Genomic DNA, 26,926 nt, shown 5'->3' on the forward strand with positions numbered 1-26,926 from the left:
GTCAGCCCCGCGCCAGTGCCAGCACGGCATTGCTGCCGCCGAAGGCGAACGAGTGGCTGAGCACGTGCTGCAGCGGCTGTGCCGTGCGCGTGCCGGGGGCGACCAGGGCCAACGCCGGCAAAGCCTCGTCGGGCTGACCGTCCCACCAGTGCGCCGGCAGACGTTGCTCGGGGTTGTCGGCCAGGGTCATCCAGCACAGCGCCGCTTCGATCGCGCCCGAGGCACCGAGGGTGTGCCCGGTCAGCGGCTTGGTGGAACTGGCCGGCACCTGCGTGCCCAGTACCGTGGCCACGGCCAGGCTTTCCATGGCGTCGTTGTGGCCGGTGGCGGTGCCGTGCAGGTTCACGTAGTCGATCTGGTCGGGCGCCAGCCCGGCGCGGTCCAGCGCCTGCTGCATGGCATCAATAGCGCCGCGCGCCTGCGGGTCCGGCGCGGACATGTGATGGGCGTCGGAGGATTCGCCCCAGCCGGACAGGCGCACCGGGCCCGGTTCGCGGGTCATCAGGAACAACGCCGCGCCCTCGCCGATGTTGATGCCGTTGCGGTGCCGCGAGAACGGGTTGCAGCGTGCCGCCGAGACCGATTCGAGGGCGCAGAAGCCGGCTACCGTGAAGCGGCACAGCGAATCGGCACCGCCGGCCACCACTGCGTCCACCACGCCGGCGCGCAGCAGGCGCGCGGCCGACATCAGTGCCTTGGCGCTGGACGAGCACGCGGTGGAGAGGGTCCAGGCCGGACCCTCGCTGCCGATCCGCTCGCGCACGAAGCGCGCCGAGGTGCCCATCTCCTGCTGCGCGTAGTGGAAGTCGTCCGGCCAGCGGCCCTCCTCGGCCTGCAGGCGCAGCGCGGCTTCGGATTCACCGATGCCCGAGGTGCTGGTGCCGATGATCACCGCGACCCGTTCGGCGCCATACCGCGCAATGGCCGCGTCCACCGCCGGGCGGATCTGCAGCAGGGCGGTTTCCAGCAGTGCGTTGTTGCGCCCGCGCAGTTCCACCGGCAGTGCGGACAGATCGGGCAGCGGTACGCTCACTTCGCCCAGCGCCAGGGTACGGCCGGCGATCATGCGGTCGTTGTCGCGCAGGCCGCCGGGCTGGTCGGCGAACAGGCCCTCGCGCACCTGCGCGCGCCCGTTGCCCAGTGCGCAGACCACGCCCAGCTCATTCAGATATACCGTGGTACTGCTCACTGTTGTGCCTGTCCCATGTCCAACGATTCGATCAGCAGTTCATAGCCTTCGGCCAGGTTGCGCAGGCGCAGGCGCCCACCCTCCAGCGGTTCCAGCACCAGCCACGCCTTGCCGCCCTGCTCCAGGCGACGGCCACCGCCGGCCTCCACCAGGCGCCAGTCTGCCGGCAGCTTCTCCCGGATGGCATCGGCCGGCCACAACGCAAACTGAAGGTCGTCCAGCACGCGCTCGCCGCGCACCTGCGGCGGCAACCACGGCGCGCGGGTCTGTTCCAGGGTGCGCCCGTCCCAGACCATGCGCACGCCGGTCTGGCCCATGGCCTGCACCGCCAGCCGCACCTGCTCGCCATCGGCCTCCAGCAGCGCATCCAGCTCGCGCTCGTGGCTGCCGAAGCGGAACTGCAGGCGCTGCTGCAACTGCAGCGGTTCGGCCAATGCCGATGGCGCCAACTGCAGGGTTGGCAACTGCACCAGCGGGGCGGGCATGCGGGTGCTGGCGCAGGCGGCCAGCAGCACGCTCAACAGCAACGTCAGGATCAGCCGGTGCACAGTTCCTCCAGCACCCGCAGGCGGCGGCCGCTGTCATCGGCCACGTACGGGTTGTTGGTGTCCCAGGCGTAGCCGGCCAGGATCGAGGAGATCATGCGGCGCACGTCGGGCTGCTGGTCGGGGTGGTAGATGATCTTCTGGAAGCCACCGGCGTACCACGCTTCCACGAAGCGGCGGAAAGTCTTCACCCCGGCGCGCAGCGGGATGGCGAACTCGCGCTCCCAGTCCACCTGCTCGCCGGCATGGCGGCGCGCCAGGCACTGGCTGGCCAGCTGGGCGGACTTGAAGGCGATGGTCACGCCCGAGGAGAACACCGGGTCGAGGAACTCGCCGGCATTGCCCAGCAGCGCGTAGCCTTCGCCCCACAACGAGCTGACGTTGGCCGAGTAACCGGTGATGGTGCGCACCGGCAGCACCGCCCATTCGGCATTTCTGAGCAGGCCGGTCAGGTTGGGGTCTTCGCCGACGATGGCCTGCAGCTTCTCCAGGTCGGTGCCTTCGTACTTTTCGAAGAAGCTCGGCTCGGCCACCACGCCCAGCGAGCAGCAGCCGTTGGAGAACGGGATGGTCCAGTACCACACGTCCACGTGTTCGGGATGGGTGGTAATCAGGATCTTGTTGCGGTCGAAGCCGGCGTCGGCCGGAATGTGGTCGCGCACGTGGCAGAAGATCGCACCACGCACCGGGAAGTTCGACGGCAATTCCAGGTTGAGCAGGCGCGGTAGCAGCCGCGCGAAACCACTGGCATCGAGGATGAAGCCGGCTTCGATGGTGTACTCGCTGCCATCCGGGCGACGCACCTGCACGCGCGCCGGGCTGCCCGGCTCGACCGACAGCACTTCATCGCCGAAGCGCAGCGTGGTGCCCATGCGTTCGGCGCCACGCGCCAGCACCTCGTCGAAGTTGGCGCGCTGCACCTGGTAGGTGGTGCCCCAACCCGGCGAGAACTTGTCGCGGAAATCGAACTCGGTGGTGCGTTCGCCACGCACGAAGGCCGCGCCGTTCTTGTACTGGAACCCGGCTTCGACCACGTCCTGCAGCAGGCCGGCCGCTTCTATGTATTCCATGCTCTGCGGCAGCAGGCTTTCACCGATGGAGAAGCGCGGGAACTGCTGGCGCTCCAGCATCAACACCTGGCGGCCCTGCTGGCGCAGCATGGCGGCGGCCACGGAACCGGCGGGGCCTGCGCCGATCACCAGGATTTCGGTTGTTTCCAGTGCTGCGTTCATCGATGCGTCCTTGATCTGAAAAGTGAGGGTCCGGCGCGGTCGCTCAGTGCGGTGCGTCGTGTGGCGGGGGTCGGAACAGCGGCGAGATCAACCAGACCAGGCCGATGCCGAAGAGCAGGGTGAGACCGAACGCGCGCAGCGCCGGCGTGGCCGACAGGCCGAGCAGGCCGAACGACAGCCAGGTACTGGCCGCGCCCACGCAGACCGCCAGCCAGGCGCTGGCATCGCCACGGTGTTCGATCAGGAAGATGCCGTAATCGATGCCCATGCCGAGCAGCAGCATCAGCGCCAGGATGTTGAACAGCTGCAGCGGCTGACCGAACAGGCCCAGCAGGCCCAGGGTGAGCGCACCGGCGGCCAGGGTCGGGGCGAACACGCGCCAGGCCTGCGCGCGGTAGCGCCAGTACAGCACCGCAAACACCAGCACGATGCCGACCAGGAGCAGCGCGCTCATCAGCTTGCGGTAGTGCTTGAGCAGCGCGGAGAAATCGGCGGTGCGGTCAACCCAGCGCACGCCGTCGATACCCTTGGCCTGTGCTTCAAGCAGGGTCAGCGCATCGGCGCGTGAGAGGTCATCGACCATCACTACCGAGGCCATGCCCTGCCCCACGCCCCCCAGCCACAGGTGGCGGAACGGCATGGCGGCAGGTGATGCCAGGAACGCCTCGGCCTGCAGGTCCTGCGCCGCGTAGGCCGGGCGTTGCAGGGTTTCGCCCACGGTTTCGCCCACGGCGGCCAGCACCTGCGGTTCGACCCGTGCGGTCAGCGCGGCATCGGCATGCTGGCGCTGCACCGACGGCAGCCAGTCACTGATGGCGCGATAACCGCCGATCTGCTTGTTGGCCGAGAGTACGCGCAGGCGTTCGATCAGCGCTTCTTCGCGTTCCAGCACCTGTTCGGCGGTATCGCCCTGCACCAGGTAGAACTGTGCCGGGCTGGGCATGCCCAGCATCTGGCTGATGCGGATCTGCTGGTTGATCAGCGACATCGGCGAGGACTGCAGGCTGCGCAGGTTGTCGTCGGCCGTCAGGCGCATCATGCCCAGGCCCGACAGCACCACCACCACGCCCAGGAACAGGCCGACCGGGCGGCGCCCGTGCAGGCGCGGCCAGCGCTCCAGGGTGGCGCCCAGCCAACGCGCGAAACGGGTGCTGCGGATCTCGCCGCCATCCAGCCACGGGAACCAGAAGATCACGGTCAGGAACGCACCGGCCAGGCCCACCACCGAGAACAGCGCCATCTGGCGCAGGCCAGGGAACGGGGCCAGGCCCAGCGCGAGGTAGGCCAGCGCACTGGTCACCAGGGCCAGCCACAGGCCGGGCAGCAGGTGCCGCAGCAGCTTCCAGCGGCGGTCGGCGGGCTCGGCCTGGCGCGAGGCGAACCAGTGGATGCCGTAGTCCTCGGCCACGCCGACCAGCGAGGCACCGAACACCAGGGTCAGCACATGCACCTTGCCAAACACCAGCACGGTCACCGCCAGCGCGACGCCGCAGCCGATCAGCAGCGAGGCGGCCACCAGCAGGATCGGGCGCAGCGAGCGGAACGCCAGCCACACCAGCAGCAGCACGGCCGCCAGCGAGCCCCAGCCGATGGTGTTGATTTCCCGGTTGGCCTGCACGGCGGCGGCTTCGGCGTGCAGCGGCACGCCGGCGCGCAGGACCTCCAGCCCCGGTGCATGTTTTGCCGCAGCAGCGGTGGCGGTATCGAGCAGCACGTCGATATGGCGTTCGCCGTCGAGCTGGAACGCCGAGCCCAGGGTTTCGTACTGGATGACCGACCAGTGCTTGCCGTCGGCTTCGAGCAGGCCGTCCTCGCCCATGCGCAGGCCGGAACCGAGCGCGCGTTCCTGCCACCACTGCGGCCACAGCGACAGCGGGTCCTGCCGCCATTCGGTCAGGCGCGGTGCCCCCATCGGGCCGTACAACGCGGCCAGCGCGGATTCGGACAGGCTGCCTGCAGACTCGTCCTGCAGGCGCTGGCGCTGCTGGTCGGTCAGCAGGCGGTCGCGATACGGCGCGTAGAACGCACGTGCCTGATCGAACCAACCTTCGATGGAGCCGCTTTCCTGCAACATCGCCTTGCCGTCGGCGTCGTCACGCAGGGTCTGGCGGAAGGCCTGTTCGGCCGCCTTGGTCGCCGCGCCGTCGGCGCTGCCGAGCAGCACTACGATCTGCCGCGAATTGGCATCGGCGATGCGCCGGGTCACGTCGGACAACAGGCGGTCGTGCGCGTCCTGCGGCAGCAGCGCCAGGATGTCGGTGTCGATCCGCGACTCCTTCGACCACAGTTGCCACTGCTGCACGCCCAGCCCGACCAGCACCAGCAGCCATGCCAGCGCCAGCCAGCGCCAGGTGCGCTGCAGCCGGCCGTTCTCGCGCCAGGCCGAATTCAACGACTCATTCAAACCGGCGGCCCTCGTCGGCGCTCAGCTGCGCCGGGGTTTCGCTCAGGGCGGCGAAATGGATGCGGGTGACATCCTGGTTCGCTTCGGTGATCTGCACCTCACGCACGTAGCGGTCACCGCTCAGTTCGAGCGCACTGAACACCTTGGCCAGCATCGGCGAGCGCGGGGTGAGGTGCATGCGCCAGCCGTTGTCCGGCAGTGCGTCGACCTTCACCGTAAACTGCGCCGACAACGCCTGCGCATCGCCACTCATCAGCGCGAACATGATCGCGTTGACCGAGCGCATCGCCGGCTGCTGGCGGCCATCCAGTTCGACCCGGCTGCTGCCATCACGCTGGCGGCTGAGGATGCGGTCGCGGGTGACCACCACTTCGGACGGGAACGGCTTGAGCGTGGTCCAGATCACGCCGCGGTCCTGGGCCAGCACGAAGCGGCCCTGCGAGCGCAGCGGGTTCTTGAACCCGGCCACCTGCTTGTCCTGGCTGAACTCGCCGCGCAGGACGTTGACCTTGGCCACGCGCTGCTTGACCAGGTCCACATCGGTGGCCGGCGCGGCCAGCACCGGGCTGGCCACGGCCAGCAGCATCAGCACGCCCAGCGTGCGCAGGAAACGAATCATGGCGCCTGCACTCCCAGCCGTTCCCACAGCACCGACGGGCACAGGTACAGCATTTCGTTGGTGGCCGCGTCGACCGCGACCTGGATGGTGTGGGCGCGGGTGAGCACCTGGCCGCTGTTGGCGTCGAGGATTTCATAGGCGATCTTCAGGCGGTTTTCCCACTCGGTGATGCTGGCGCGCACGCGCAACGCCTGGCCGTACAGCAGCGGGCGGATGTACTTCACGCGCGCGTCGACCACCGGCCAGAGGTAGCCGGAATCGCGCATCTGTGGGTAGTCGTAGTCGTAGCGCTGCAGCAGCGCGCAGCGCGCGATTTCGAAGTACTTGAAGTAGTTGCCGTGCCACACCACGTGCATGGGGTCGCAGTCGTGGAAGGTCGGCGACAGCGCGACCTCGAAGCTCAGGTCAGGGGCGGTCATACAGGCTCCAGCGCTGGCCACGGATATCGTCGAGCAGGCTGCGCAGCTCGCCGTCCAGGGCGCGGTCTTCTTCGACCAGCGCGATGCGTTCGCACAGGTCCTGGTACATGGCGGCCAGGTCGCCGTGCAGGGTGGCGTTCATGCCGACCCGCTCGCGCAGGGCCACGCCCTGGCGCGCGGCGATCAGCATGCCGGCCACCACCTGTTCGGTCAGCTCGATCACGCGCAGGCAGTCGCGCGCGGCGATGGTGCCCATGCTGACCTTGTCCTGGTTGTGGCATTCGGTGGAACGCGAGAACACCGACGCCGGCATGGTCTGCTTGAGCGCTTCGGCGGTCCAGGCCGATACGCTGATCTGCAGCGCCTTCAGCCCGTGGTTGATCGCCGCGCGCTCACCGGTGGAGGCCGACAGGTTGGCCGGCAGGCCGTGGTTGAAGCGTGCGTCCACCACCAGGGCCAGCTGGCGGTCGAGCAGGTCGGCCAGGTTGGCGATGGTGTTCTTCAGCGCATCCATGGCGAAGGCGATGTGGCCACCGTAGAAATGGCCGCCGTGCAGGATGCGCTCGCCATCGGCGTCGATCAGCGGGTTGTCGTTGGCGCTGTTGAGTTCGGTTTCGATGAACTGGCGCAGGAACGGCAGCGCATCCTGGACCACGCCGATCACGTGCGGGGCGCAGCGCAGCGAGTAGCGGTCCTGCAGGCGCTGTTCGTTGCGGGGCGGGCGGTCGCTGTGCAGGTCGTCGCGCAGGCGCGCGGCGATCTGCATCTGGCCCGGGTGCGGCTTGGCGGCGAACAGCATTTCATCGAAGTGATGCGCGTTGCCGTCGCTGGCCAGCACATTGAAGGCGGTCAGGCGGGTCGCCAGCTTGGTCAGGTAATCGGCGCGGTCGTAGGCCAGGCAGGCCAGCGCGGTCATCACCGCGGTGCCGTTCATGATCGCCAGGCCTTCCTTGGGCCGCAGCCGCAGCGGCGCCATGCCGATCTCGGCCAGCACCTCGGCGGCCGGGCGGCGCGCACCCTGGTACATCACCTCGCGTTCGCCACAGAGCACGGCGGCCACGTAGGACAACGGGGTGAGGTCGCCACTGGCGCCGACCGAGCCTTCGGCCGGAATCAGCGGCAGCACGTCGTGGCGCAGCAGCGTGGCCAGGCCCTGCAGCAGCGGATGGCTCACCCCGGACATGCCACGCACCAGCGAGGCCAGGCGCGCGGCGATCACCGCGCGGGTTTCCTGTTCGTCCAGGAAGCGGCCCAGGCCACAGCCGTGGTAGGTGAACAGGTGGTGCGGCAGTTCGGCCACCAGTGCCGGCGGAATGTTCACCGTGCACGAATCGCCGTAACCGGTGGTCACGCCGTAGATGACCCCGTCTTCGCGCAGCAGGCGGTCGAGGAAATCGGCGCCGCGCTGGATGCGCGCGGTGAACGCCGGGTCGTCGCTGACGACGGCGGCGGCCTTGCCCTGCGACAGCGCGACCACGTCTTCGATGGTCAGCGGCGCATCGCCGAAGCGGAGGGTCCGGGCCGGGGTGGAGCCTGCATTACGTGCCATGAGATGCCTGATCCCAGAAGGGGAAGAAGTTGAACCAGTCCAAAGGGGCTTCGGTGACCTGACGTTCCAGCCACCGGGCGAAATGTTCGGCCTGCGCGGTCAGCGCGGCATCGCGCGAGCCGCGCGGCAGGGTGATGCGGTCGCTGAAGTGCTCAAAGCGCACCCGGTAACCCTTGCCTTCATGCAGGCAGGCCATGGTGTACACCGGGCAACCCAGCGCCGAGGCGAGTACATAGGCGCCGATCGGGAACTGCGCGGTGTGGCCCAGGAACGGCGCCGGCACGGTGCGCCCGCCGCGCAGCGGTATGCGGTCGCCGACGATGGCGACGAAGCCGCCGGCTTCGACGCGGCGCTGCAGTTCCACGGCCGTGGCCGGACCCATGTCGGTGACCTGCATCAGCTCCACCGACGCCAGCGGGTCGAGCCGCTGCATCAGCCGGTTGAAGCGCTGTGCATGCGCGGTGTGCACCAGCACGGTGATGTGGAAGCCAGGCACCTGCTCGGCCAGCACCTGGCACAGTTCCAGGCAGCCGATGTGCGCGGTGAGGATCAGCCCGCCTTCGCGGCGCGCGATCTTTTCCAGCATCAGGTCGCGCTGCAGGTGGATGCGCTCGGGCGGGTAGCGCCCGCCGAGGCCGAGCAGCTTGTCCAGCAGCGTATCGGCGAACAGTGCGAAGTGCTTCAGGCTGGTCCAGCGCCCGGGCGTACCGCCCAGCACCCCCGTGTGCGCCTGCAGCCGCTGCAGGTACTGCAGCGAGGCCCGCCGCGCAACGCCATTGCCCAACCAGTGGCACAGCACCACCGGGTATACGCACAGGCGGAACGGCCAGCGCCCGAACCAGCGGTGCACCCAGCACAGGAACAGTACCCCGGCGGCCGAGGTGGATTCACCCAGGTCGGCCCAGTGCGGGGCGTTGGCCGGTGCTGGCGCGTTCATGCCGCTGCGGTTCCCGCGACGCGGCGCCACAGCAGGCGCGGGGCGCGCCGGAGCATGCCGAAGAACAACCGGGTGTGCATGCAGCTGATGCGCACGTTGTCGCGCCACACATCGAAGTGCGACACGCCATCGCTGGGATAGGTGACCTGGGTGGGCACGCTGATCACCGGCACGTCGCGCCAGAACAGCCGCACCAGGATTTCGCTGTCAAAATCCATGCGCCGGCCGATGGTTTCCTCGCCCACCAGCCGGGTGACGGGGGCGAGCGGATACAGCCGGAAGCCGCACATCGAATCGCGGATCTGCAGCGACAGTGTATTGATCCAGACCCAGATGTGGGTGGCGTAACGGCCATACAGGCGCGCCCTGGGCACGCTGTCGTCGTAGGCCGGAATGCCGCAGATGACGGCCTGTGGGTGCTGCATGGCCAGGGCCAGGAAACGCGGAATGTCGGCCGGATCGTGCTGGCCATCGGCATCGATCTGCAGCACATGCGAAAAACCGCGCCGTGCTGCTTCGGCGAAACCGGCCACCATGGCCCCGCCCTTGCCCTGGTTCACGGCCAGGCGCAGCAGCGTGACCTGCTCCGGGTGCGCGTGCGCCAGCGCCTGCAGCACCTGCGCGCAGGCCGGGTGCGAACCGTCATCCACCAGCAGGCACGGCAGCCCGCTGGCGCGCACGCCCTGCACCACCGCGCCGATGGCGTGTTCGTGGTCGTAGACCGGAATCACCACCAACGTGGAAAACGCCGGGACGGACGGCTGCTCATGCATCGCCGAACACCACCCGGCCGCTGGCATGCACGCCATGTTCGGACATGTAGCGGAAACTCAACACCGATTTGAGCGCATCCCAGCCCAGCGCCAGCTGCAGCCGGTCGCCGGGGCGGGCCACGTGCTGGAACTTCAATGCGTCCATCCGTTCGAAACGCGGTGGCATGCTGAACGCTTCGCGCGCGTAGTGGATGGCCCAGTCCAGCTGGACCACGCCGGGCAGGATCTTCGCCTGCGGGAAGTGACCGTCGAAGGCGATCAGGTCCGGGTCCAGCGGCAGCACCAGCAGCGCCGCGTCCGCATCGCGCTGCTGCCACTGCGCCGCCGGCAGCAGCGGCCGGAACAGCGCTGCCAGCGAAGCAGCGGTGATCTTGCCCTGTGCGTTGTACGGCAGCTCATCAATGAACCGCCAACGTCGCGGGCGGGTTACCGCGTCATGGCTGTGGGCCAGGTGTGCGCCCAGCAGCTGCGCGTGCTGTCGGCGCTGCGCATCGGTCCACTGCGCCACGCCACCGCCCTGTGGGACCACCACGGCGGCAAGCTGCTCGCGCGCGCCCGGCAGCACCAGCACGCGCACGTCCTGCACCTGCGGGTGTGCGCGCAGCTGCTGTTCCAGCGCGTCGAGCGAGACCCGGCGTTCTTCGATCTTGACGATGCGGTCGGCCCGCCCGAGCAGGCGGAAGCTGCGTCCGGCATCGGCCTCGACGCGGTCCTGGGTCTGCCACCAGGTGGCGTCGGCCAGGTGCGGCGAGGACACCGCCAGGCAGCCATCCTCGATCCGCCAGGACACGCCCGGCAGCGGGTGCCACTGCGGTTGTTCAGCGCTCCAGCGTCGCCAGGCAATGCCACCGGTTTCGCTGCTGCCGAATACCTCGGTGGGCGCCACGCCGAGCAGCGCGCGCGCCTGCAGCGCAGCCTCGCTGGGCAGCGGGCCGCCAGAGGAAAACACCGCGCGCAGCCGGCCGTCCAGCGACGACCAGTCCAGCTGTTCGGGCAGGCGCTTGAGATGGGCCGGGGTGGCGACCAGCACCGACGGCTGCTGCGCCAGCGCGCTGACCAGGTCTTCATGGAAGAAACGGCGTGGCTGGATCGCGCGGCCCGCCGCCAGCGGCCACAGCACGCGGAACAGCAGGCCATAGATGTGCTGGTGCGACACGGTGCCGTGCACCTGCGCGCCGTCGAGCTGTTCGCCGAAGGCGGCCTGCAGCGCGTCGACCTCACGGGTCAGCTGGCGCATGCGCTTGCGGATCGCGCTGGGCGCGCCGGTGCTGCCGGAGGTGAACACCACCAGCTCCAGCGCGTCCTCGTCCAGCGCCGCCAGCACAGCGTCCGGATCAACAGCCTCGGCCGGTTGCAGCGGCGCGTACCGCGCCGGCACGTCACCGGCAAAGCCGGCCACGCGCGGGCGCAGCCCCTCCAGGGTGGCCGGCAGGTTGTCGCCGCCCAGGAACACCCGCTTGCCGGCATGCCAGGCGCCGAACAGCGCGGCGGCAAAGTCCAGGGTGTCGTCGAAGTAGAGGGCCCAGTCGCAGCCCGGCGCGGCGGCGAACGCCCGCTGCCAGCCAAGCACCCGCTCGCGGAACTGCGGGTGGGCCACGACGCGGCCGTCGGCGTCGATGCCGACGATGCGGTCGGATTGGGGCAGCTGCGCCAACCGATCAAGCGCGATCCACTCAGCCATGCGCATGCGCCGCCTTCACCCGCCGCCGCACCAGCCATTCACCGCCAAACAGGACACCCATCATCACGTACGCCAACAATCCGTTGTAGAGCGCCCAGACCTGGTTGGAGGCCCAGAACGCCGTGACCAGGGCCAGGCCCCCGTTGAGAACAAAAAAGCCGCACCACACCTGGGTGACACGGCGGGTATAGACCACGGCGAACGGCGGCAGTTCCGGCTCGGTCAACCGCGCCAGGCGCTCCACCGCGCTGGGCGGGAAACGCAGGCTGGTGGCGAAGATGACCAGCATCACCGCATTGACCAGCGCCGGGTACAGCTTCAGCGGCAGGGCCTGGTTGAAGGCGGTGGCCAGCAGCGCCAGCAGGCCGGCACCGACGGCGGCGACCCACCACACCGGCTGGCGGGTGGTCAGCGCGCGCAGCGCGGCCAGGGCGAACAGCAGCAACGCCATCCAGCGCGGCTCGAAGCGGCCCAGCGAGAGGTACACCACCAGCGGGTACACCAGCGACAGCACTGCAAACGCCGCGACGCGTACCCGGACCATGGTCGATCTTCAGCGGCGGCCGTCAGGCGGCCGCTTGCCCGGGCAGCAGCCCATGCACCACATCGACGATGTCCTGCACGGTGCGGACCGCCTTGAAGGCTTCCGGCTGCAGGTTGCGGCCCAGCAAGGGCTTGAGCTGCACGATCAGGTCCACGGCATCGATGCTGTCGATGTCCAGGTCGTCGTACAGACGGGCCTGGGGCGTGATGCGCACCGGTTCGATCTCAAAGCTGTCCTTGAGGATCTTGACGATGCGATCGAAAAGTTCGTTCTTGGTCATGGCAAATCCTGGCACGCCGTTACGACGGCTGACGTGCGGCGACAAACTCGCTCAGTGCACGGACGCTGGAAAAATGGCGACGGGTTTCTTCCGAATCGGCGGACAGGCTGACACCGTACTTTTTCTGCAGGGCCAAACCAAGTTCAAGCGCGTCGATCGAATCCAGGCCCAGCCCTTCCACGAACAGAGGGGCGGCGGTGTCGATATCGTCCGGAGTGATGTCTTCCAATGAAAGCGATGAAATGATCAATTCCTTGATCTCGTGCTCAAGTGCCTGCACGGCTTGGTTCTCCAGCGAAGTCAAAGTAGTGGGCAAGATGATCGGTCACGCGCCGGGCCGCCAAGGCATCCCCCTTGGGCGTGTCGTCGGCCCCCGTCAGGAAGGGGGCGATCGGGAGATCTTCCCCGACTTCCAGCTGAACGTGAAAACGCCGTGATGGCACACGATACCATTTCTGGCCCTTGGTCAGGGTAGGCGGGGTGCAGGTGATCCTGACCGGCGTCATGTCCAGCTGGCCACGGACGGCAATATTGGCGGCCCCGCGCTGCAGCCGCAGCGGCTGGCCCGGCACGGTCCGGGTTCCCTCAGGGAAGATCACCAGGTTGCCCCCGGCGTGGACGGCGGCGATGCAGTCATCGATCAGCCCGGCCCCGTCGCTATTGGTCACGTAGCCGGCCGCGCGGACCGGGCCGCGCATGAACGGGTTGCGTGCGACAGCGTGTTTGACCACGCAGTCGGCATTGGGCAGCTGGGCGATCAGCAGCACCACATCGATCAGCGTGGGATGGTTGGCCAGGATCAGCAGACCGTTGCGCTGCAAGCGTTCCGCGCCCCGGATCTCATAGGTCATGACCCCCAGCCAACGCATCAGGGCGACGTGGCTGGCGAAACTGAATTGGACCAGCCGGCGCGCCAGGGTGCGCCGCCGGGCTGTATGCCGGACCAGCAACAGCAACGGAAACAGCAGCCCACCCAGCAGCAGCCCGCCGATCCCGAAGGCGGCAAAGCTCAGACCGGTACCGACCACGCGCCAGGCGTGGTCAAGGCGGGCGGGCCAGCGCTCAGCCATGGCGCTGCCAGGACCACTGCTGGCCGTCGGCCTGGAACTGCAGGGCCGGTTCCCCGGACAGCAGGAAGCGCAGCGCCTCCAGGCTGTGCGGCAGCGCGCCCGGCGGGCTGTCCTGCCCGCCCCGGCCCCAGCCCAGCGACAGCCGGGTGCCCGGCACATCGGCCCGGGCCAGCCGCCAGCACCAGGCGAAGAAGGGATCGGGCTCGTCGGCGAAGCCGGCATACACCGCCGGCAAGGGCGATTCATAGGCGATCACGCGCACTTCCGGGGCACCGTCGGCAAGCAGGCCGAAGGCTTCGACGCAGGCGGCCTCCACCGTGCCGCGGCCGCCGGCCAAGGCCAGGTAGTTGCCGCGCTGGCCGCGCGCGATCGAATACAGCGCGGCCACCGCGTTGTGCACCGACAGGCCGAAGCCGGTGGGTGACATCGCGGCGTCCTGGCGCAGGGTGTCCAGCAGTTCCATCGACCGGGCGACGTCGCCGTGGCGGGACGCGAACACCAGCGGCACCTGGCCGGCGTCATCAGGTTGCTCGCACCAGCAGGCCGCCTGGATGGCCATGCGACCCAGACGTTCGATGCGACGGCGCTGCATGGCCGGCACTTCCGGCAACGCGGGCGTGTCGGCGCCTTCAGGCAAGGTCGGTGCCTGGGCCCACGCCTGCCAATCCGATTTCGTGGTCAGTCCCGGTGCCCAGGCCGACCAATCCACAACAGAGAACTCGATCATTCACGCCAACATGGTTATGGGCACCTGGACAACACGAGCCATGGCGGCAACGCGGACCGGCTCCCCCATTCCAGCCGGCCCACGCCTGTCTTCGACATCGTCCGGCGTGTCTGGGCACGCCGCGAAAGCAGCGCACGCTATCATGACACCCTCGGCACTGGCAGCTTTCACAATCTGAAATGAGTAGCACGATCCACAGCCTGGCGGCCGCGCAGGTCCTTTCTCCCTCGGCAGACGCCGCGTTGTTCCGTGCGTTTTACGCCCCGGCCGCTGAACGCGACGCCGCCCTTGCCGACCCGCGCACATTGGCCGTGTTCGGGTTTTCGGCCGATGCCGCGCCCTGCGACGACCCGCGCTGGCTGCAGGTGCCGTTGGCCGAACAGGGCCCGGCGCAGATCGAAATCTGGCAGGGCGCCGCGCCGGTGCAGCACGGTGTGCGCGATGGCGTGCGCTGGTCGGCCAACGACACGCTGCTGTTCGGCGCGATCGAGATTGACGAGATCGAGGGCGATATCGAATCCGCTGCTGCGGATGCCTACGCTCGAATGAGTGGTTCTCTGACCAATTGCGGGTTCCCGCATCTGCTGCGCACCTGGAATTACCTGGATGCGGTGACCGAAGGCGACGGTGACCAGGAGCGCTACCGGCGCTTCTGCGTGGGCCGGGTGCGCGGCCTGCGCGAGCTGGACGAAGCGGCGCTGCCGGCGGCCACCTGCATTGGCCGTTTCGATGGGGTGCGCCGGCTGCAGGTGTACTGGCTGGCCGCACGCGAGGCGGGGCTGCCGCTGGAAAACCCGCGCCAGGTCAGCGCCTTCCGCTACCCGCGCCAGTATGGCCCGCAGTCGCCCAGCTTCTCGCGTGCGCTGCTGCCGCCGCTGGCCACCGGCCTGCCGTTGCTGCAGTCGGGCACCGCCGCCATCGTGGGGCATGTGTCGCAACACACCGGTTCGGTGGATGAGCAGTTGGAAGAGACCCTGACCAACCTGCAGAGCCTGGTGGATGCCGCGCGCCTGCAACGGCCAGCGCTGTCGGCCAGGCTGGGTGCCGGATCCGTGTTGAAGGTGTACGTGCGCCGGGTGGAGGACATGCCGGCGATTGCCGCGCGGATGGCACAGCTGCCGGGTTCACCGGCGTTCGTGGTGCTGCATGCCGAGGTGTGCCGGGCCGAGTTGCTGGTCGAGATCGAAGGCCTGCACGGGTAACGAAAAGCTGCCGGGCAGAGCCCGGCACTACGCGTAGAGCGGGGCGCTGCCCCGCTGCTAATGGTACCCCGCGCCCGCGCGGACCTTGCCGCGGAACACCCGGTACGACCACGCGGTATAGCCCAGGATCACCGGCAGCAGCACCACCAGCCCGACCAGGCTGAAGCCCATCGACGAGGCCGGCGCAGCGGCCTGCCACAAGGTCATGCTCGGCGGCAGCAGGTAGGGCCACATGCCCAGCACCAGGCCGATGAACCCGAGCACGAACAACGCCAGGGTGAGCAGGAACGGCGGCAGGTCGCGGCGCGGGTGCATGGCGCTGCGCCACAGCGCCACCGCCACGCCCAGGGTGAGCAGCGGCACCGGCGACAGCCACCAGAAATTGCCGTCGCTGAACCAGCGCGCCATCAGGCGCGAATCCAGGAACGGCAGCCACGCGCTGACCAGCCCCATGAACACGATCACCGCCACCACCAGCGGCCGGGTCAGGGTGCGCGCCATGGTCTGCTCGCGACCTTCGGTCTTCAGGATCAGCCAGGTGCTGCCGAGCAGTGCATAGCCGAACACCACCGCCGCGCCGGTCAGCATCGAGAACGGGCTGAACCAGCCGAACGCCCCACCCACGTACTGCCCGTCCACCACCTGCAGGCCCTGCACCAGCGCGCCCAGGATCACGCCCTGGGCGAACGCGGCCAGCAGCGAGCCCAGCCCGAACGCCACGCTCCACAGCCGGCGCGAGCGGTGCGCCTTGAAGCGGAATTCAAACGCCACCCCGCGGAACACCAGGGCCACCACCAGCAGCAGCACCGGCAGGTACAACGACGACAACAACGCCGCGTACGCCTTGGGGAAGGCCGCCATCAGCCCTGCCCCACCCAGCACCAGCCACGTTTCATTGCCGTCCCAGATCGGCGCGGCGGTATTCATCATCACGTCGAGCTGTTCTTCATCCTCGGCCATCGGCGCCAGGATGCCGATGCCCAGCACGAAGCCATCCAGCACCACGTACATCAGCACGCCAAAGCCGATCACCGCGAACCATGCCACCGGCAGCCAGGTCGTCATCTCCATGTCAGCGCTCCTCCAGCGGTTCGTCGGCAGCGGACAGCGGCCGCGCCGGGGTATGGCTGCCGTCTTCGATCGGCGGCGGCTGGTCGTGCGGCTTGGGCCCGGTGCGGATGATCTTCACCAGGTACCAGATGCCCCAGCCGAACACGAACGCATAGCCGACGATGTACACGCCCAGCGACAGCGCGGTCATCCACGCGCTCTGCGGGCCCACCGCGTCGGCGGTGCGCAGCACCCCGTACACCACCCACGGCTGGCGGCCCATTTCGGTGACGAACCAGCCCGACACCAGCGCGATGAAGCCGCTGGGCAGCATCCAGTTCCAGCCGCGCACCAGCCAGCGCGATTCCAGCAGGCGGCCGCGCCACCACTGGAACGCCGAGGCCCAGGCCAGCAGCAGCATCAGCGTGCCCAGCCCGACCATGATGCGGAACGCGAAGAACACCGGCACCACCGGCGGCCGCTCACTGGCCGGCACGGAGGTGAGCGGGTCGAACGTCCCGTCCAGCGAATGGGTCAGGATCAGGCTGCCCAGGCGCGGAATGGCGATCTCGAAATCGTTGCGCTCGGCCTTTTCATTGGGCACGGCGAACACCACCAGCGGTACCCCTTCGCCCTCGCCTTCGGCGTGCCAGTGCGCTTCCACCGCCGCAATCTTCATCGGCTGGTGCTTGAGCGTGTTCAGGCCGTGCATGTCGCCCACGAAGATCTGCACCGGCACCGTGAGCGCGGCGAAGGCCACCGCCGCCAGCAGCATGGTGCGCCCGGCCTCCACGTGGGTGCCCTTGCGCAGGTACCACGCCCCGACCCCGCCGATCACGAAACAGGTGGTGATGAACGAGCCCAGCGCCATATGCGCCAGCCGGTACGGGAAGGAGGGGTTGAACACCACCTGCCACCAGTCCTGCGGCACCACGATGCCATCGATGATGGCGTGGCCGGCCGGGGTCTGCAGCCAGCTGTTGGACGACAGGATCCAGAACGTGGACACCAGCGTGCCCAGCGCCACCATGCAGGTGGAGAAGAAGTGCAGGCGCGGCGAGACCTTGCCCCAGCCGAACATCATCACGCCTAGGAAGCTGGCCTCCAGGAAGAAGGCGGTGAGCACCTCATAGGTCAGCAGCGGCCCGATCACGCTGCCGGCCACCTGGCTCAGGCGCGGCCAGTTGGTGCCGAACTGGAAGGCCATGACGATGCCGCTGACCACGCCCATGCCGAAGGACACGGCGAAGATCTTCTGCCAGAAGAAGTACAGCTCGCGCCAGATCGGCTTGCGGGTGCGCAGCCACTGGCCTTCCACGAACGCCAGCCAGCTGGCGGTGCCGATGGTGAAGGCCGGGAACAGCACATGGAAACTGATGACGAACCCGAACTGGATCCGCGACAACAACAACGCGTCCAAGCGACGCCTCCGCACATTCTCTGGAATCCGCACCAGTCTGGGCCGGTATCCGTGAAAGGCACATGCGACCGGGTGACGCGCTGCATCAATCGGTCGCAGGTGGAACACAGTGCAAGGTGGGCGGGTTGCTCAGACCTGCCGCCTGGAGCAGCCACGCAGGGCGTGGCTCTACGGTCCTTCATCCGAATCGTCCTGCGCACGTAACGGTTCGTAGGGCCACGCCCTGCGTGGCCACCGCGCGCAGCGCGGCGCAAGGTTCCGAAGCCGCTGGCCTGGGGCGCCGGGGTCACCCACCAACGTTTACACCCACCGGGGCCGCCCATCAGCCGTTCATGCCCCCGGAACGCAGCACAGGCGCCCATGACCTGTGGCCCCCTCCCGGAACCGTTGCGGCTGCTACGCTTGCCGGGTTTTCCATCATGGTGCTGCCCGCAATGCCCAGAACGCTGCCCTTGTCCCTGCTGCTGCTCGCCGCCCTTGGCGTTACAGCCCACGCGGCACCGACGCCGATCACCATCGAACAGGCCATGGCCGACCCGGACTGGATCGGTCCGCCGGTCGAAAGCGCCTGGTGGTCGTGGAACAGCCAGCAGGTGGAGTACCAGCTCAAGCGCACCGGCAGCCCGGTCCGCGACACCTTCCGCCAGCCGGTCAACGGCGGCGTGGCCAGCCAGGTCGCCGATGACCAGCGCGGCAGCCTGGACGTGGACAGCCCGGTGTACGACAGCGCCCGCCAGCGCAGCGTGTTCGTGCGCAACGGCGATGTGTTCCTGCGTGACCTGCGCAGCGGCACGCTGACCCAGCTCACCCGCAGCAGCGACAAGGCCAGCGCGGTCAACTTCGCCCGCGACGGCGGGGTGATCTGGCGCACCGGCCAGAACTGGTTCCACTGGACTGCCGCCGCCGGCGCGCAGCAGGTGGCCAGCCTGAAGGCCGAAAAGAACCCCGACGACGCACCCAAGGCCGACGTGCTGCGCGACCAGCAGCTGCGCACCCTGGCCACGCTGCGCAACGACCGCGCCCAGCGCGAGGCGCTGAAGGAACAGGAAGCCAGCTGGCGCCGCGCCGACAGCACCCGGGCCCCGGGCCCGATCTACCTGGGTGCCGAGGTGGAGATCGTCGACAGCGTGCTCTCGCCCGACACCCGCAGCCTGATCGTGGTGACCAAGCCGAAGGACTTCGATGAAGGCCGCGCCGGCAAGATGCCCAAGTACGTGACCGAATCGGGCTACGAGGAGTTCGAGGACACGCGTACCCGCGTTGGCCGCAACAACCCGGAACCGAACGCACTGTGGCTGGTCGACGCCGTCACCGGCACCGTGAAGCCGCTGTCGCTGGACAGCCTGCCCGGCATCGGCACCGACCCGCTGGCCGCGCTGCGCAAGGCCGCCGGCAAGGACGCGCTGAAGGGCAACCGCCCGGTGCAGGTGCTCGGCGGCCCCGGTGCACCCGGCATCCGCTGGAGTGCCGATGGCCAGCAGGCGGCGATCCTGCTGCGCGCCAACGACAACAAGGACCGCTGGATTGCCAGCGTCAGCCCGGCCGAAGCGAAGCTGCAGAACCGCCACCGCCTGACCGACGCGGCCTGGATCAACTGGAGCTTCAACGATTTCGGCTGGTCCAACGACAACCGCACGCTGTGGCTGCTGTCCGAAGAATCGGGCTATTCGCACCTGTACACCCAGCAGGGCACGGCCAGGCCGCAGGCACTGACCAGCGGCAAATGGGAAACCTCGATGCCGGTGCCCAGCGCCGACGGCCGCGGCTTCTACGTGCTGTGCAACCAGCAGGCACCGGGCGATTACGAAGTGTGCGCGGTGGATACCGCCTCGCGGCAGGTGCGTGAGCTGACCTCGCTCAACGGCGTGGAAGACTTCTCGCTGTCCCCGGACGGCCAGCAGCTGCTGGTGCGCTACTCCGGTGCCTACCTGCCGGCGCAGCTGGCGGTGGTGCCCACCGCCGGTGGCCAGGCCAAGGTGCTGACCGATACCCGCAGCGCCGCGTTCAAGGCGCGCCAGTGGATCCAACCCAAGCTGGTGCAGGTGCCTTCCAAGCACGGTGCCGGGGTGGTCTGGGCCAAGTATTACGGCCCGGAAAACCTGGAGCCGGGCAAAAAGTACCCGATCGCCATGTTCGTGCATGGCGCCGGCTACCTGCAGAACGTGCACCAGCGCTACCCGGCCTACTTCCGCGAGCAGATGTTCCACAACCTGCTGGTGCAGCAGGGCTACGTGGTGCTGGACATGGATTACCGCGGCAGCGAAGGCTACGGCCGCGACTGGCGCACCGCGATCTACCGCAACATGGGCCACCCGGAACTGGAAGACTACAAGGACGGCCTGGACTGGCTGGTGGCCACCCAGCAGGGCGACCGCGACCACGCCGGCATCTACGGCGGCTCCTACGGCGGCTTCATGACCTTCATGGCGCTGTTCCGTTCGCCGGGCACGTTCAAGGCCGGCGCCGCGCTGCGCCCGGTGACCGATTGGCACCAGTACAACCACGGCTACACCGCCAACATCCTCAACACCCCGGACATCGACCCGGAGGCCTACCGCATCTCCTCGCCGATCGAGTACGCCGAAGGCCTGCAGGACCACCTGTTGATCGCGCACGGGATGATGGACGACAACGTGTTCTTCCAGGACTCGGTCAACCTGACCCAGAAGCTGATCGAGCTGCACAAGGACAACTGGAGCATCGCGCCCTACCCGCTGGAGCGCCACGGCTACGTGCGTGCCGATTCCTGGCTGGACCAGTACAAGCGCATCCTCAAGCTGTTCGAAGAAAACCTGAAGTGAGCCACGACGCGGCGACGGTACGGATCGTCGCCGCGGTCATCACCGACGCCGCCCAGCGCGTGCTGGTGGTGCGCAAGCACGGCACGGCGGTGTTCATCCAGCCGGGCGGCAAGCCCGAGCCGGGCGAGGCACCGCTGGCCGCGCTGGCGCGCGAGCTGGACGAAGAACTGGGCGTGCAGCTGGAGCCGTCCACGGCGGTGCCGCTGGGCGCCTTCAGCGACTGGGCGGTGCATGAAACCGGCTGCCGGGTGCATGCCGAGGCCTGGTGGGTGCAGGTGCTGGGCACGCCGCAGGCACGTGCCGAGATCGCCGAACTGGCCTGGATTTCCCTGCAGCCGCCACACGGATGCCGCTTGGCACCGTTGAGCGAAGACCATATCCTGCCGGCGGCCGCGCGCGTGATCGTGCCGGGCTGACCCCATCCGCTCACAGCCAGGACACCGGATGTCTTCGACCACACCCCCGCTGTTGCCTGTTGCCAATCCGCGCCCGAAGGGCGATGGCACGCCGACCTTCCTGTCCCCGCTGGCCAAATCCGTGCTGGTGGTGTGCATCCTGTCGGCCGTGTGCTGGGGCGGTGGCGCGATCTTCGCCGCGCTGCTCACCAACTCCGCATGGCTGAAGGCCCAGCTGCAGGGCGCGGACCTGTCCTGGGTGCCGTCCTCGCTGCGCTGGTTCGGCCGCCATGCGGTCGCGGTGAATGTGGGCATGCTGGTCCTGTCGGTGGTGGGCGCTGCCGCGTGCTGGGGCATCCTCCGGCGCAACCGCTGGGCGTTGTGGACCTTCATCGTGCTGCTGGTGGTCACCGCGCTGCTGAATTTCGTCGGTGCGTGGGTGATCGACGAGGTGTTCCACCAGATCATCCTGCACCTGCCGGCGAACGTGGATGCGTCCGATGCCGGACAGCTGCGCCGCGACCTGCGCATGCAGCGCGCGCTCTATACCGGCCTGGCCGTGCTCACCGCGCTGGCGTTCGCCGCCCTGCACGCCTGGCTGGTGGTGCGCGTGCTGCGCCCGGACGTACAGCGCCTGTTCGCGCCGGGAGCACGGTAGAGCGAGGCTCTGCCTCGCTGTGGAGGCTCTGCCTCGCTGCCCTGCGGTAAAGTACCGCCATGAACGAATTCGAGCGCGTACGCAGCTACCTGACCGACCTGCAGGACCGCATCTGCGGCGCCGTCGAGCGCGCCGATGGCCAGGCCCGCTTCGCCGAAGACCTCTGGCAGCGTGCCGAAGGCGGCGGTGGCCGCACCCGGATCCTGCGCGATGGCGCAGTGTTCGAGCAGGCCGGCATCGGCTTCTCCGACGTCTCCGGCACGCGCCTGCCGCCGTCGGCCTCGGCCAACCGGCCCGAGCTGGCCGGGGCCTCGTGGCGCGCCACCGGCGTTTCGCTGGTATTCCACCCGCTCAATCCCTACCTGCCCACCACCCACGCCAACGTGCGCTACTTCAGCGCCGAACGCGATGGCGAGCAGGTGGCCGCATGGTTCGGTGGCGGCTTCGACCTGACCCCGTTCTACCCGTTCGACGAGGACGTGCAGCAGTGGCACCAGGTCGCCCACGACCTGTGCGCGCCGTTCGGTGAGGAGCGTTACGCCGCGCACAAGCGCTGGTGCGACGAGTACTTCTTCCTGCGCCACCGCAATGAAACCCGGGGCGTAGGCGGGCTGTTCTTCGACGACCTGCACGGCGACTTCGAGCGCGATTTCGACTACCTGCGCGCGGTGGGCGATGGATTCCTGCAGGCCTACCTGCCGATGGTGGAGCGCCGCAAGAACACGCCGTACGGCGAGCGCGAGCGCGAGTTCCAGCTGTACCGGCGTGGCCGCTACGTGGAGTTCAACCTGGTCTACGACCGCGGCACGCTGTTCGGCCTGCAGAGCGGCGGGCGCAGCGAAAGCATCCTGATGAGCCTGCCGCCGCGCGTGCGCTGGGAATATGGCTTCACGCCCGAACCCGGCAGCGCCGAAGCACGGCTGGGCGATTACCTGGTGCCGCGCGACTGGCTCAACCTGGGTTGAGCTGCGTCGGCCCCGCTCAGGGCACCGCCTGCACCGACCGACGGTCGAGCATGGCCACAAGCTCGCTCTGCAGCATGTCCTTCTTGTGCCGGTAGTGGGCGACGCGATCCTGCGCCAGTGCCACGACGACACAGCCCTCGTCATCGAACAACCCGCCACCGCACACGTTGCGCAGTGAAGCGCTGCGGAAGATGTGATCCAACTGCAGCCGTTCGAGGTCGTCACACGCGACATCCAGCTTGCGCTGGGTGCGTTCGCGGCGTTCCAGCAACTTCTGCATCTTGCGCTCTTGGGCCAGCGGGTGCGGCGCTGCCCAGGAAGAGAGGCGCGACCGCCAGCTGGGTGTTTCGTTGGCGACCTGCAGCGGTGTCACCCCCGAAAGCGGCAGCACCGGTGGCACCCGGCTGGCCGTGCCCATCACTTCGTCATACGACGGTGGCGGGTCGACAGCAGAGCGATCAGCGGCGGGGCGGTGGACGGCGCCTTCGCGATAGACAGGCACCCACGGGCGAAGGGTGGAACCCGTGGGGGATTCGATGTTCATGGCCGGCATCTCCGTTGCGCGGGCCGCCGGGACAGCGGCCGTGATGCGTCCGATTGCAGCAGGGCCGGTGAAGATGCGCTTTCAGATTTCGGTCTGTCGCAGCCGGGGGGCCGGCGCGTGGATGGACCGCCTGGGCCGGCCAACGGCCGGCGCTACCGCGGCGTGCGCGGCACGATGGTGATGTGCCCGTTGATTTCCAGCAGCGCCATGGAGACCTCGCTGATGTGCGCGCAGCCCTGCTGGCGCATGGCCGCTTCCACGTCGGCACGGGTGACCAGTTCGCGCCGCAGCACCGAGTCCAGCAGCTTGCCGTCGCGAGCGATAAGCACCGGCTCGCCTTCCACCAGCGTTTCAATGCGGCGATTGCGCTGGCTCAGCCAGCCCACGCCGTAGTTGATGCCGATCAGGGTGGCCGCCAGCAGCAGGCCGCCGCCCAGCGAGGTGTCCTTGCCCAGCAGCGCGTTCTGTACCGCATTGCCCAGCAGCACGATCAGCAGCACATCGAACGGGGTGATCTGGCCCAGTGCCCGCTTGCCCGACAGGCGCACCATGCCCAGCACCACCACGTACACCACCACCGCGCGCAGGATGAACTCCCACCACGGCATGGCCAGGTCGAACAGGTCGCTCATGGGAAGTCCCGGTTGAATATGGGTCCAGCATGGGCGTGAGGGCGCGAAGGAGGCAACAAGAAATCGCGGTCGCCGATATCGGTAGCGCCGGCCGTTGGCCGGCCCGGGCAACCCGTGGGCCGGCCAACGGCCGGCGCTACCGGGGTGACGCGCACAGGGATGCGAAGGCCTAAAATAAAAAGCCCCGCCGACCAGGGGGAGGTCAGCGGGGCCGGGGAACGGGCGCTTGGGGAGTAGCCCCCGTTCCGAGATCTGCTCCAGGGGATGGGAGAGATCCACAACAGGCATTGCGCCTGTCGAGGTCTATAAAAGCACCTCGAACATTGATGATTCGTGAAGAGGGCCAATTAATGCGGTGGTGAATCTTGAAACATTCATCCACGAGTCAGTTTTTTTGGTCCCGGGTGAACCAATTCAGCTTTTTCAACGTGGTTCCGGTCTCAATGCGCCTCGTCCCAGTTATCGCCTACGCCGGCATCCACCACCAACGGCACGCGCAATTGAGCTGATGACGACATCAGGTCGACCACCTGCGAGCGCAAGGTTTCCAGAAACCCGCTTTCGGTTTCGAATACCAGTTCATCGTGCACCTGCAGAATCATGCGGGCGCGCCCATCCTGGCCCTGCAGCCAGTCGTCCACCTTCACCATGGCCCGCTTGATGATGTCCGCTGCGGTGCCCTGCATGGGCGCATTGATCGCCGCGCGCTCGGCGCCGGCGCGCAGCCCCTGGTTGCGCGCGTGAATATCGTTCAGATACAGCCGGCGCCCTTCGATGGTTTCCACGTAGCCCTGGTCGCGGGCCTGCTGGCGCATGCGTTCCATGAAATCACGCACGCCCGGGTAACGGCTGAAGTACAGCGCCACATAATCCTGCGCCTGGCCGCGGTCGATGCCCAGGTTGCGGGCCAGGCCGAACGCGCTCATGCCGTACATCAGGCCGAAGTTGATGGCCTTGGCGGCGCGGCGCTCGTTCGGGGTGACCTCGTCCAGCGCGCGGCTGAACACTTCGGCGGCGGTGGCCCGGTGGACGTCCACGCCCTGCTCGAAGGCGCGCACCAGGCCCGGGTCCTCGGACAGGTGGGCCATGATCCGCAGTTCGATCTGCGAGTAATCGCAGGCCAGCAGCTTGTGCCCCGGCGGCGCCACGAAGGCGCGGCGGATGCGGCGGCCGTCTTCGGTGCGGATCGGGATGTTCTGCAGGTTCGGGTCCGACGAGGACAGCCGGCCGGTGGCCGCACCGGACTGGTGGTAGCTGGTGTGGACCCGGCCGGTGTCGGGGTTGACCATCTCCGGCAGCTTGTCGGTGTAGGTGCTGCGCAGTTTGGCCAGGCCGCGGTACTCCAGGATGACCCGTGGCAGCTCGTGCTGCTCGGCGATCGCCTCCAGCGCCTCTTCATTGGTGCTGGGCTGGCCCTTGGGGGTTTTCACCAATGCCGGCAGCTTCAGTTCGTCGAACAGCACCGCCTGCAGCTGCTTGGGCGAGTCCAGGCTGAAGGTGCGCCCGGCCAGCTCGGTGGCCTTCTGCTGGGCGGCCAGCATGCGCGCGCCCAGGTCCTGGCTCTGCCGGCGCAGCTCGGCGCTGTCGATATACACGCCATTGGCCTCGATCCGGGCCAGCACCGGCACCAGCGGCATTTCAATGCTGCGGTACACCTTGTCCAGCGAGGCCGATTCCAGCAGCTGCGGCTGCAGCACGCGGTGCAGGCGCAGGGTGATGTCGGCATCCTCGGCGGCGTAGCGGCTGGCTTCGTCCAGCCCCACCTGCGAGAACGGGATCTGCTTGGCCCCCTTGCCGGCCACGTCCTCGAACTTGATGGTGCTGTAGCCGAGGTAGCGCATCGCCAGCGAATCCATGTCGTGGCGGGTGGCGGTGGAATTGAGTACGAAGCTCTCGAGCATGGTGTCGTCGTGGTAGCCCTGCACGTCCACGCCGTGGCGGCGCATCACGTGCAGGTCATACTTGCCGTGCTGGCCCAGCTTCTTCCTGTCCGGGTTCTCCAGCACCGGGCGCAGCGCATCCAGCACCTGCTGGCGCGGCAGCTGGGCCGGGGCGCCGGGATAGTCATGGCCGACCGGGATGTAGGCCGCACGGCCCGGCTCCACGGCCAGGCTGATGCCGACCAGGTTGGCGCGCATGGCATCGAGCGCATCGGTTTCGGTGTCGAAGGCGATCAGCTCGGCGGCCTCGGCCCGGGCGACCCAGGCCTGCAGCTGTTCGGTGGTCAGCACCGTCTCGTACTCGCCCGGGGCGGACAGGGCCGCATCCGGCACGGGTACCGGCTCGCTGGACGTGCCACGGGCATAGCCGGCGGCGGTGCCGCGCAGGCTCACCGGCGCGTCGCTGGCGGCGGTTGGGGCCGGGACGGGGCCGCCCAGTTCCTTCAGCGCCTGGGTGAAGCCATAACGCAGGTACAGTTCGCCCAGCGTGGGCACGTCGGGGTCGCGCAGCGCCAGCGTCTGCGGGCTCGCGTCCAGCGCCACGTCGGTGCGGATGGTGACCAGTTCGCGGTTCAGCGGCAGGCGCTCCAGCGCCGCGCGCAGGTTTTCGCCGATCTTGCCCTTCATGCCGGGCGCAGCCGCCATCACCCCGTCCAGGGTCTGGTACTCGGCCAGCCACTTGGCAGCGGTCTTGGGGCCGCACTTCTCCACGCCGGGCACGTTGTCCACGGTGTCGCCCATCAGCGCCAACAGGTCGACGATCTGGTCGGCGCGCACGCCGAACTTGTCCATCACTGCCGCATCCGAATCCATGCGGCTGCCGGTCATGGTGTTGACCAGCTCGATGCCGGGGCGGACCAGCTGGGCGAAATCCTTGTCGCCGGTGGAGATGGTGACCGTCATCCCGTCGCGGTGGCCCTGCAGCGCGAGCGTGCCGATCACATCGTCGGCTTCCACGCCCGGGATACGCAGGATGCTCAAGCCCAGCGCTTCGACGATCCGGCACATCGGCTCAACCTGCGGGCGCAGGTCGTCGGGCATCGGCGGGCGGTTGGCCTTGTACTCGGCATACAGGTCGTCGCGGAAGGTCCTGCCGGGCGCGTCGACCACGAAGGCCACGTACTCGGGGCGCTCCTTCAGGGTGGCGCGCAGCATGTTGACCACGCCGAACAGCGCGCCGGTGGGTTCACCGGCCGCATTGGTCAGCGGCGGAAGCGCGTGGAACGCGCGATACAGGTAACTGGACCCGTCAATCAGGACTAATCGGCTCATGCGACGATTCTACGCGCCCGGCCAGGGCCATTCCCGGCACCGGCATCACGGGGCATCGGGCATAATCAAGCCCCCTGA

25 protein-coding genes are annotated in these 26,926 nt (G+C 68.4%); 5 read left to right on the forward strand and 20 right to left on the reverse strand.

The features are described 5' to 3' along the window. Position 1 precedes the first annotated feature (1 nt). The 15 genes from WIX41_RS08440 to WIX41_RS08510 are packed head-to-tail and all read right to left on the reverse strand — an operon-like array spanning position 2 to position 13,969. Positions 2-1,189 (reverse strand): beta-ketoacyl-[acyl-carrier-protein] synthase family protein, encoded by a 1,188-nt coding sequence (locus WIX41_RS08440; protein ID WP_339446637.1) that lies wholly within the window; start codon positions 1,187-1,189, stop codon positions 2-4. After that, complete coding sequence (locus WIX41_RS08445) at positions 1,186-1,737, reverse strand: DUF3261 domain-containing protein (RefSeq protein ID WP_339446638.1); 552 nt, start codon at positions 1,735-1,737, stop codon at positions 1,186-1,188. Before WIX41_RS08445 ends, WIX41_RS08440 begins: the two co-directional genes overlap by 4 nt. Then, positions 1,725-2,966 carry an NAD(P)/FAD-dependent oxidoreductase gene (locus WIX41_RS08450; protein WP_339446639.1) on the reverse strand — a complete coding sequence of 414 codons (1,242 nt, stop codon included), beginning with the start codon at positions 2,964-2,966 and terminating at the stop codon, positions 1,725-1,727. Before WIX41_RS08450 ends, WIX41_RS08445 begins: the two co-directional genes overlap by 13 nt. Positions 2,967-3,009: 43 nt before the next feature. Then, positions 3,010-5,358 (reverse strand): MMPL family transporter, encoded by a 2,349-nt coding sequence (locus WIX41_RS08455; RefSeq protein WP_339446640.1) that lies wholly within the window; start codon positions 5,356-5,358, stop codon positions 3,010-3,012. A 4-nt stretch (positions 5,359-5,362) separates the two neighbouring features. Then, positions 5,363-5,989, reverse strand: coding sequence for a LolA family protein (locus WIX41_RS08460; RefSeq protein ID WP_339446641.1), 627 nt, complete (start codon positions 5,987-5,989; stop codon positions 5,363-5,365). Then, positions 5,986-6,408: an acyl-CoA thioesterase gene (locus WIX41_RS08465; protein WP_339446642.1), complete on the reverse strand. Its 423-nt coding sequence runs from the start codon at positions 6,406-6,408 to the stop codon at positions 5,986-5,988. Before WIX41_RS08465 ends, WIX41_RS08460 begins: the two co-directional genes overlap by 4 nt. Beyond that, complete coding sequence (locus tag WIX41_RS08470) at positions 6,395-7,957, reverse strand: HAL/PAL/TAL family ammonia-lyase (protein ID WP_339446643.1); 1,563 nt, start codon at positions 7,955-7,957, stop codon at positions 6,395-6,397. Before WIX41_RS08470 ends, WIX41_RS08465 begins: the two co-directional genes overlap by 14 nt. Further along, positions 7,947-8,894: an acyltransferase gene (locus WIX41_RS08475; protein WP_339446644.1), complete on the reverse strand. Its 948-nt coding sequence runs from the start codon at positions 8,892-8,894 to the stop codon at positions 7,947-7,949. Before WIX41_RS08475 ends, WIX41_RS08470 begins: the two co-directional genes overlap by 11 nt. Then, the gene (locus tag WIX41_RS08480; RefSeq protein WP_339446645.1) at positions 8,891-9,667 is read right to left on the reverse strand and encodes a glycosyltransferase family 2 protein; all 777 of its coding nucleotides are present in this window, start codon (positions 9,665-9,667) and stop codon (positions 8,891-8,893) included. Before WIX41_RS08480 ends, WIX41_RS08475 begins: the two co-directional genes overlap by 4 nt. Then, entirely contained in the window at positions 9,660-11,348 is a 1,689-nt protein-coding gene (locus WIX41_RS08485) for an AMP-binding protein (RefSeq protein ID WP_339446646.1), read from the reverse strand. Before WIX41_RS08485 ends, WIX41_RS08480 begins: the two co-directional genes overlap by 8 nt. After that, positions 11,341-11,892 (reverse strand): hypothetical protein, encoded by a 552-nt coding sequence (locus tag WIX41_RS08490; protein ID WP_339446647.1) that lies wholly within the window; start codon positions 11,890-11,892, stop codon positions 11,341-11,343. The genes WIX41_RS08485 and WIX41_RS08490 overlap by 8 nt, the downstream gene beginning before the upstream one ends. A gap of 22 nt (positions 11,893-11,914) precedes the next feature. Further along, on the reverse strand, positions 11,915-12,172 hold the full coding sequence (locus tag WIX41_RS08495) for an acyl carrier protein (RefSeq protein ID WP_068854458.1): 258 nt from the start codon (positions 12,170-12,172) through the stop codon (positions 11,915-11,917). Positions 12,173-12,191: 19 nt separating this feature from the next. After that, positions 12,192-12,452, reverse strand: a complete 261-nt coding sequence (locus WIX41_RS08500) for a phosphopantetheine-binding protein (protein ID WP_339446648.1) — start codon at positions 12,450-12,452, stop codon at positions 12,192-12,194. Beyond that, the gene (locus WIX41_RS08505; protein ID WP_339446649.1) at positions 12,439-13,242 is read right to left on the reverse strand and encodes a lysophospholipid acyltransferase family protein; all 804 of its coding nucleotides are present in this window, start codon (positions 13,240-13,242) and stop codon (positions 12,439-12,441) included. Before WIX41_RS08505 ends, WIX41_RS08500 begins: the two co-directional genes overlap by 14 nt. Next, positions 13,235-13,969: a beta-ketoacyl synthase chain length factor gene (locus WIX41_RS08510; RefSeq protein WP_339446650.1), complete on the reverse strand. Its 735-nt coding sequence runs from the start codon at positions 13,967-13,969 to the stop codon at positions 13,235-13,237. The genes WIX41_RS08505 and WIX41_RS08510 overlap by 8 nt, the downstream gene beginning before the upstream one ends. 179 nt (positions 13,970-14,148) lie before the next feature. On the opposite strand from WIX41_RS08510, the gene WIX41_RS08515 reads away from it, so the two are divergent. Next, the gene (locus WIX41_RS08515) at positions 14,149-15,171 is read left to right on the forward strand and encodes a hypothetical protein (RefSeq protein WP_339446651.1); all 1,023 of its coding nucleotides are present in this window, start codon (positions 14,149-14,151) and stop codon (positions 15,169-15,171) included. A 57-nt stretch (positions 15,172-15,228) separates the two neighbouring features. On the opposite strand, the gene cydB is transcribed toward WIX41_RS08515, so the two are convergent. Together cydB and WIX41_RS08525 are read right to left on the reverse strand one after the other, a co-directional pair. Then, on the reverse strand, positions 15,229-16,242 hold the full coding sequence (gene cydB, locus WIX41_RS08520; protein ID WP_409187348.1) for a cytochrome d ubiquinol oxidase subunit II: 1,014 nt from the start codon (positions 16,240-16,242) through the stop codon (positions 15,229-15,231). Position 16,243: 1 nt separating this feature from the next. Continuing rightward, a complete protein-coding gene (locus WIX41_RS08525; RefSeq protein ID WP_339446652.1) occupies positions 16,244-17,641 on the reverse strand; it encodes a cytochrome ubiquinol oxidase subunit I in 1,398 nt (465 codons plus the stop codon). A 434-nt stretch (positions 17,642-18,075) separates the two neighbouring features. Here WIX41_RS08525 and WIX41_RS08530 point away from each other — a divergent pair, with 434 nt between their 5' ends. From WIX41_RS08530 to hemF, 4 genes are read left to right on the forward strand one after another with little or no spacing between them, the layout of a single operon-like run. After that, complete coding sequence (locus tag WIX41_RS08530; RefSeq protein WP_339446653.1) at positions 18,076-20,442, forward strand: S9 family peptidase; 2,367 nt, start codon at positions 18,076-18,078, stop codon at positions 20,440-20,442. Further along, on the forward strand, positions 20,439-20,858 hold the full coding sequence (locus WIX41_RS08535; RefSeq protein ID WP_339446654.1) for an NUDIX hydrolase: 420 nt from the start codon (positions 20,439-20,441) through the stop codon (positions 20,856-20,858). The genes WIX41_RS08530 and WIX41_RS08535 overlap by 4 nt, the downstream gene beginning before the upstream one ends. A 28-nt stretch (positions 20,859-20,886) precedes the next feature. Continuing rightward, positions 20,887-21,495: a hypothetical protein gene (locus tag WIX41_RS08540; protein WP_339446655.1), complete on the forward strand. Its 609-nt coding sequence runs from the start codon at positions 20,887-20,889 to the stop codon at positions 21,493-21,495. Between the two features lie 59 nt (positions 21,496-21,554). Further along, a complete protein-coding gene (gene hemF, locus WIX41_RS08545; RefSeq protein ID WP_339446656.1) occupies positions 21,555-22,460 on the forward strand; it encodes an oxygen-dependent coproporphyrinogen oxidase in 906 nt (301 codons plus the stop codon). A gap of 16 nt (positions 22,461-22,476) precedes the next feature. Here hemF and WIX41_RS08550 read toward each other — a convergent pair whose 3' ends face one another. From WIX41_RS08550 to polA, 3 genes are all read right to left on the reverse strand, one after another. Beyond that, positions 22,477-23,004, reverse strand: coding sequence for a hypothetical protein (locus WIX41_RS08550; protein WP_339446657.1), 528 nt, complete (start codon positions 23,002-23,004; stop codon positions 22,477-22,479). 152 nt (positions 23,005-23,156) lie between these two features. Then, entirely contained in the window at positions 23,157-23,636 is a 480-nt protein-coding gene (locus tag WIX41_RS08555) for a DUF421 domain-containing protein (protein WP_339446658.1), read from the reverse strand. 440 nt (positions 23,637-24,076) lie between these two features. Beyond that, the gene (gene polA / locus WIX41_RS08560; protein ID WP_339446659.1) at positions 24,077-26,848 is read right to left on the reverse strand and encodes a DNA polymerase I; all 2,772 of its coding nucleotides are present in this window, start codon (positions 26,846-26,848) and stop codon (positions 24,077-24,079) included. Positions 26,849-26,926 lie beyond the last annotated feature (78 nt).

Source organism: Stenotrophomonas sp. AB1(2024) (assembly GCF_037482345.1).
Classification (GTDB): domain Bacteria; phylum Pseudomonadota; class Gammaproteobacteria; order Xanthomonadales; family Xanthomonadaceae; genus Stenotrophomonas.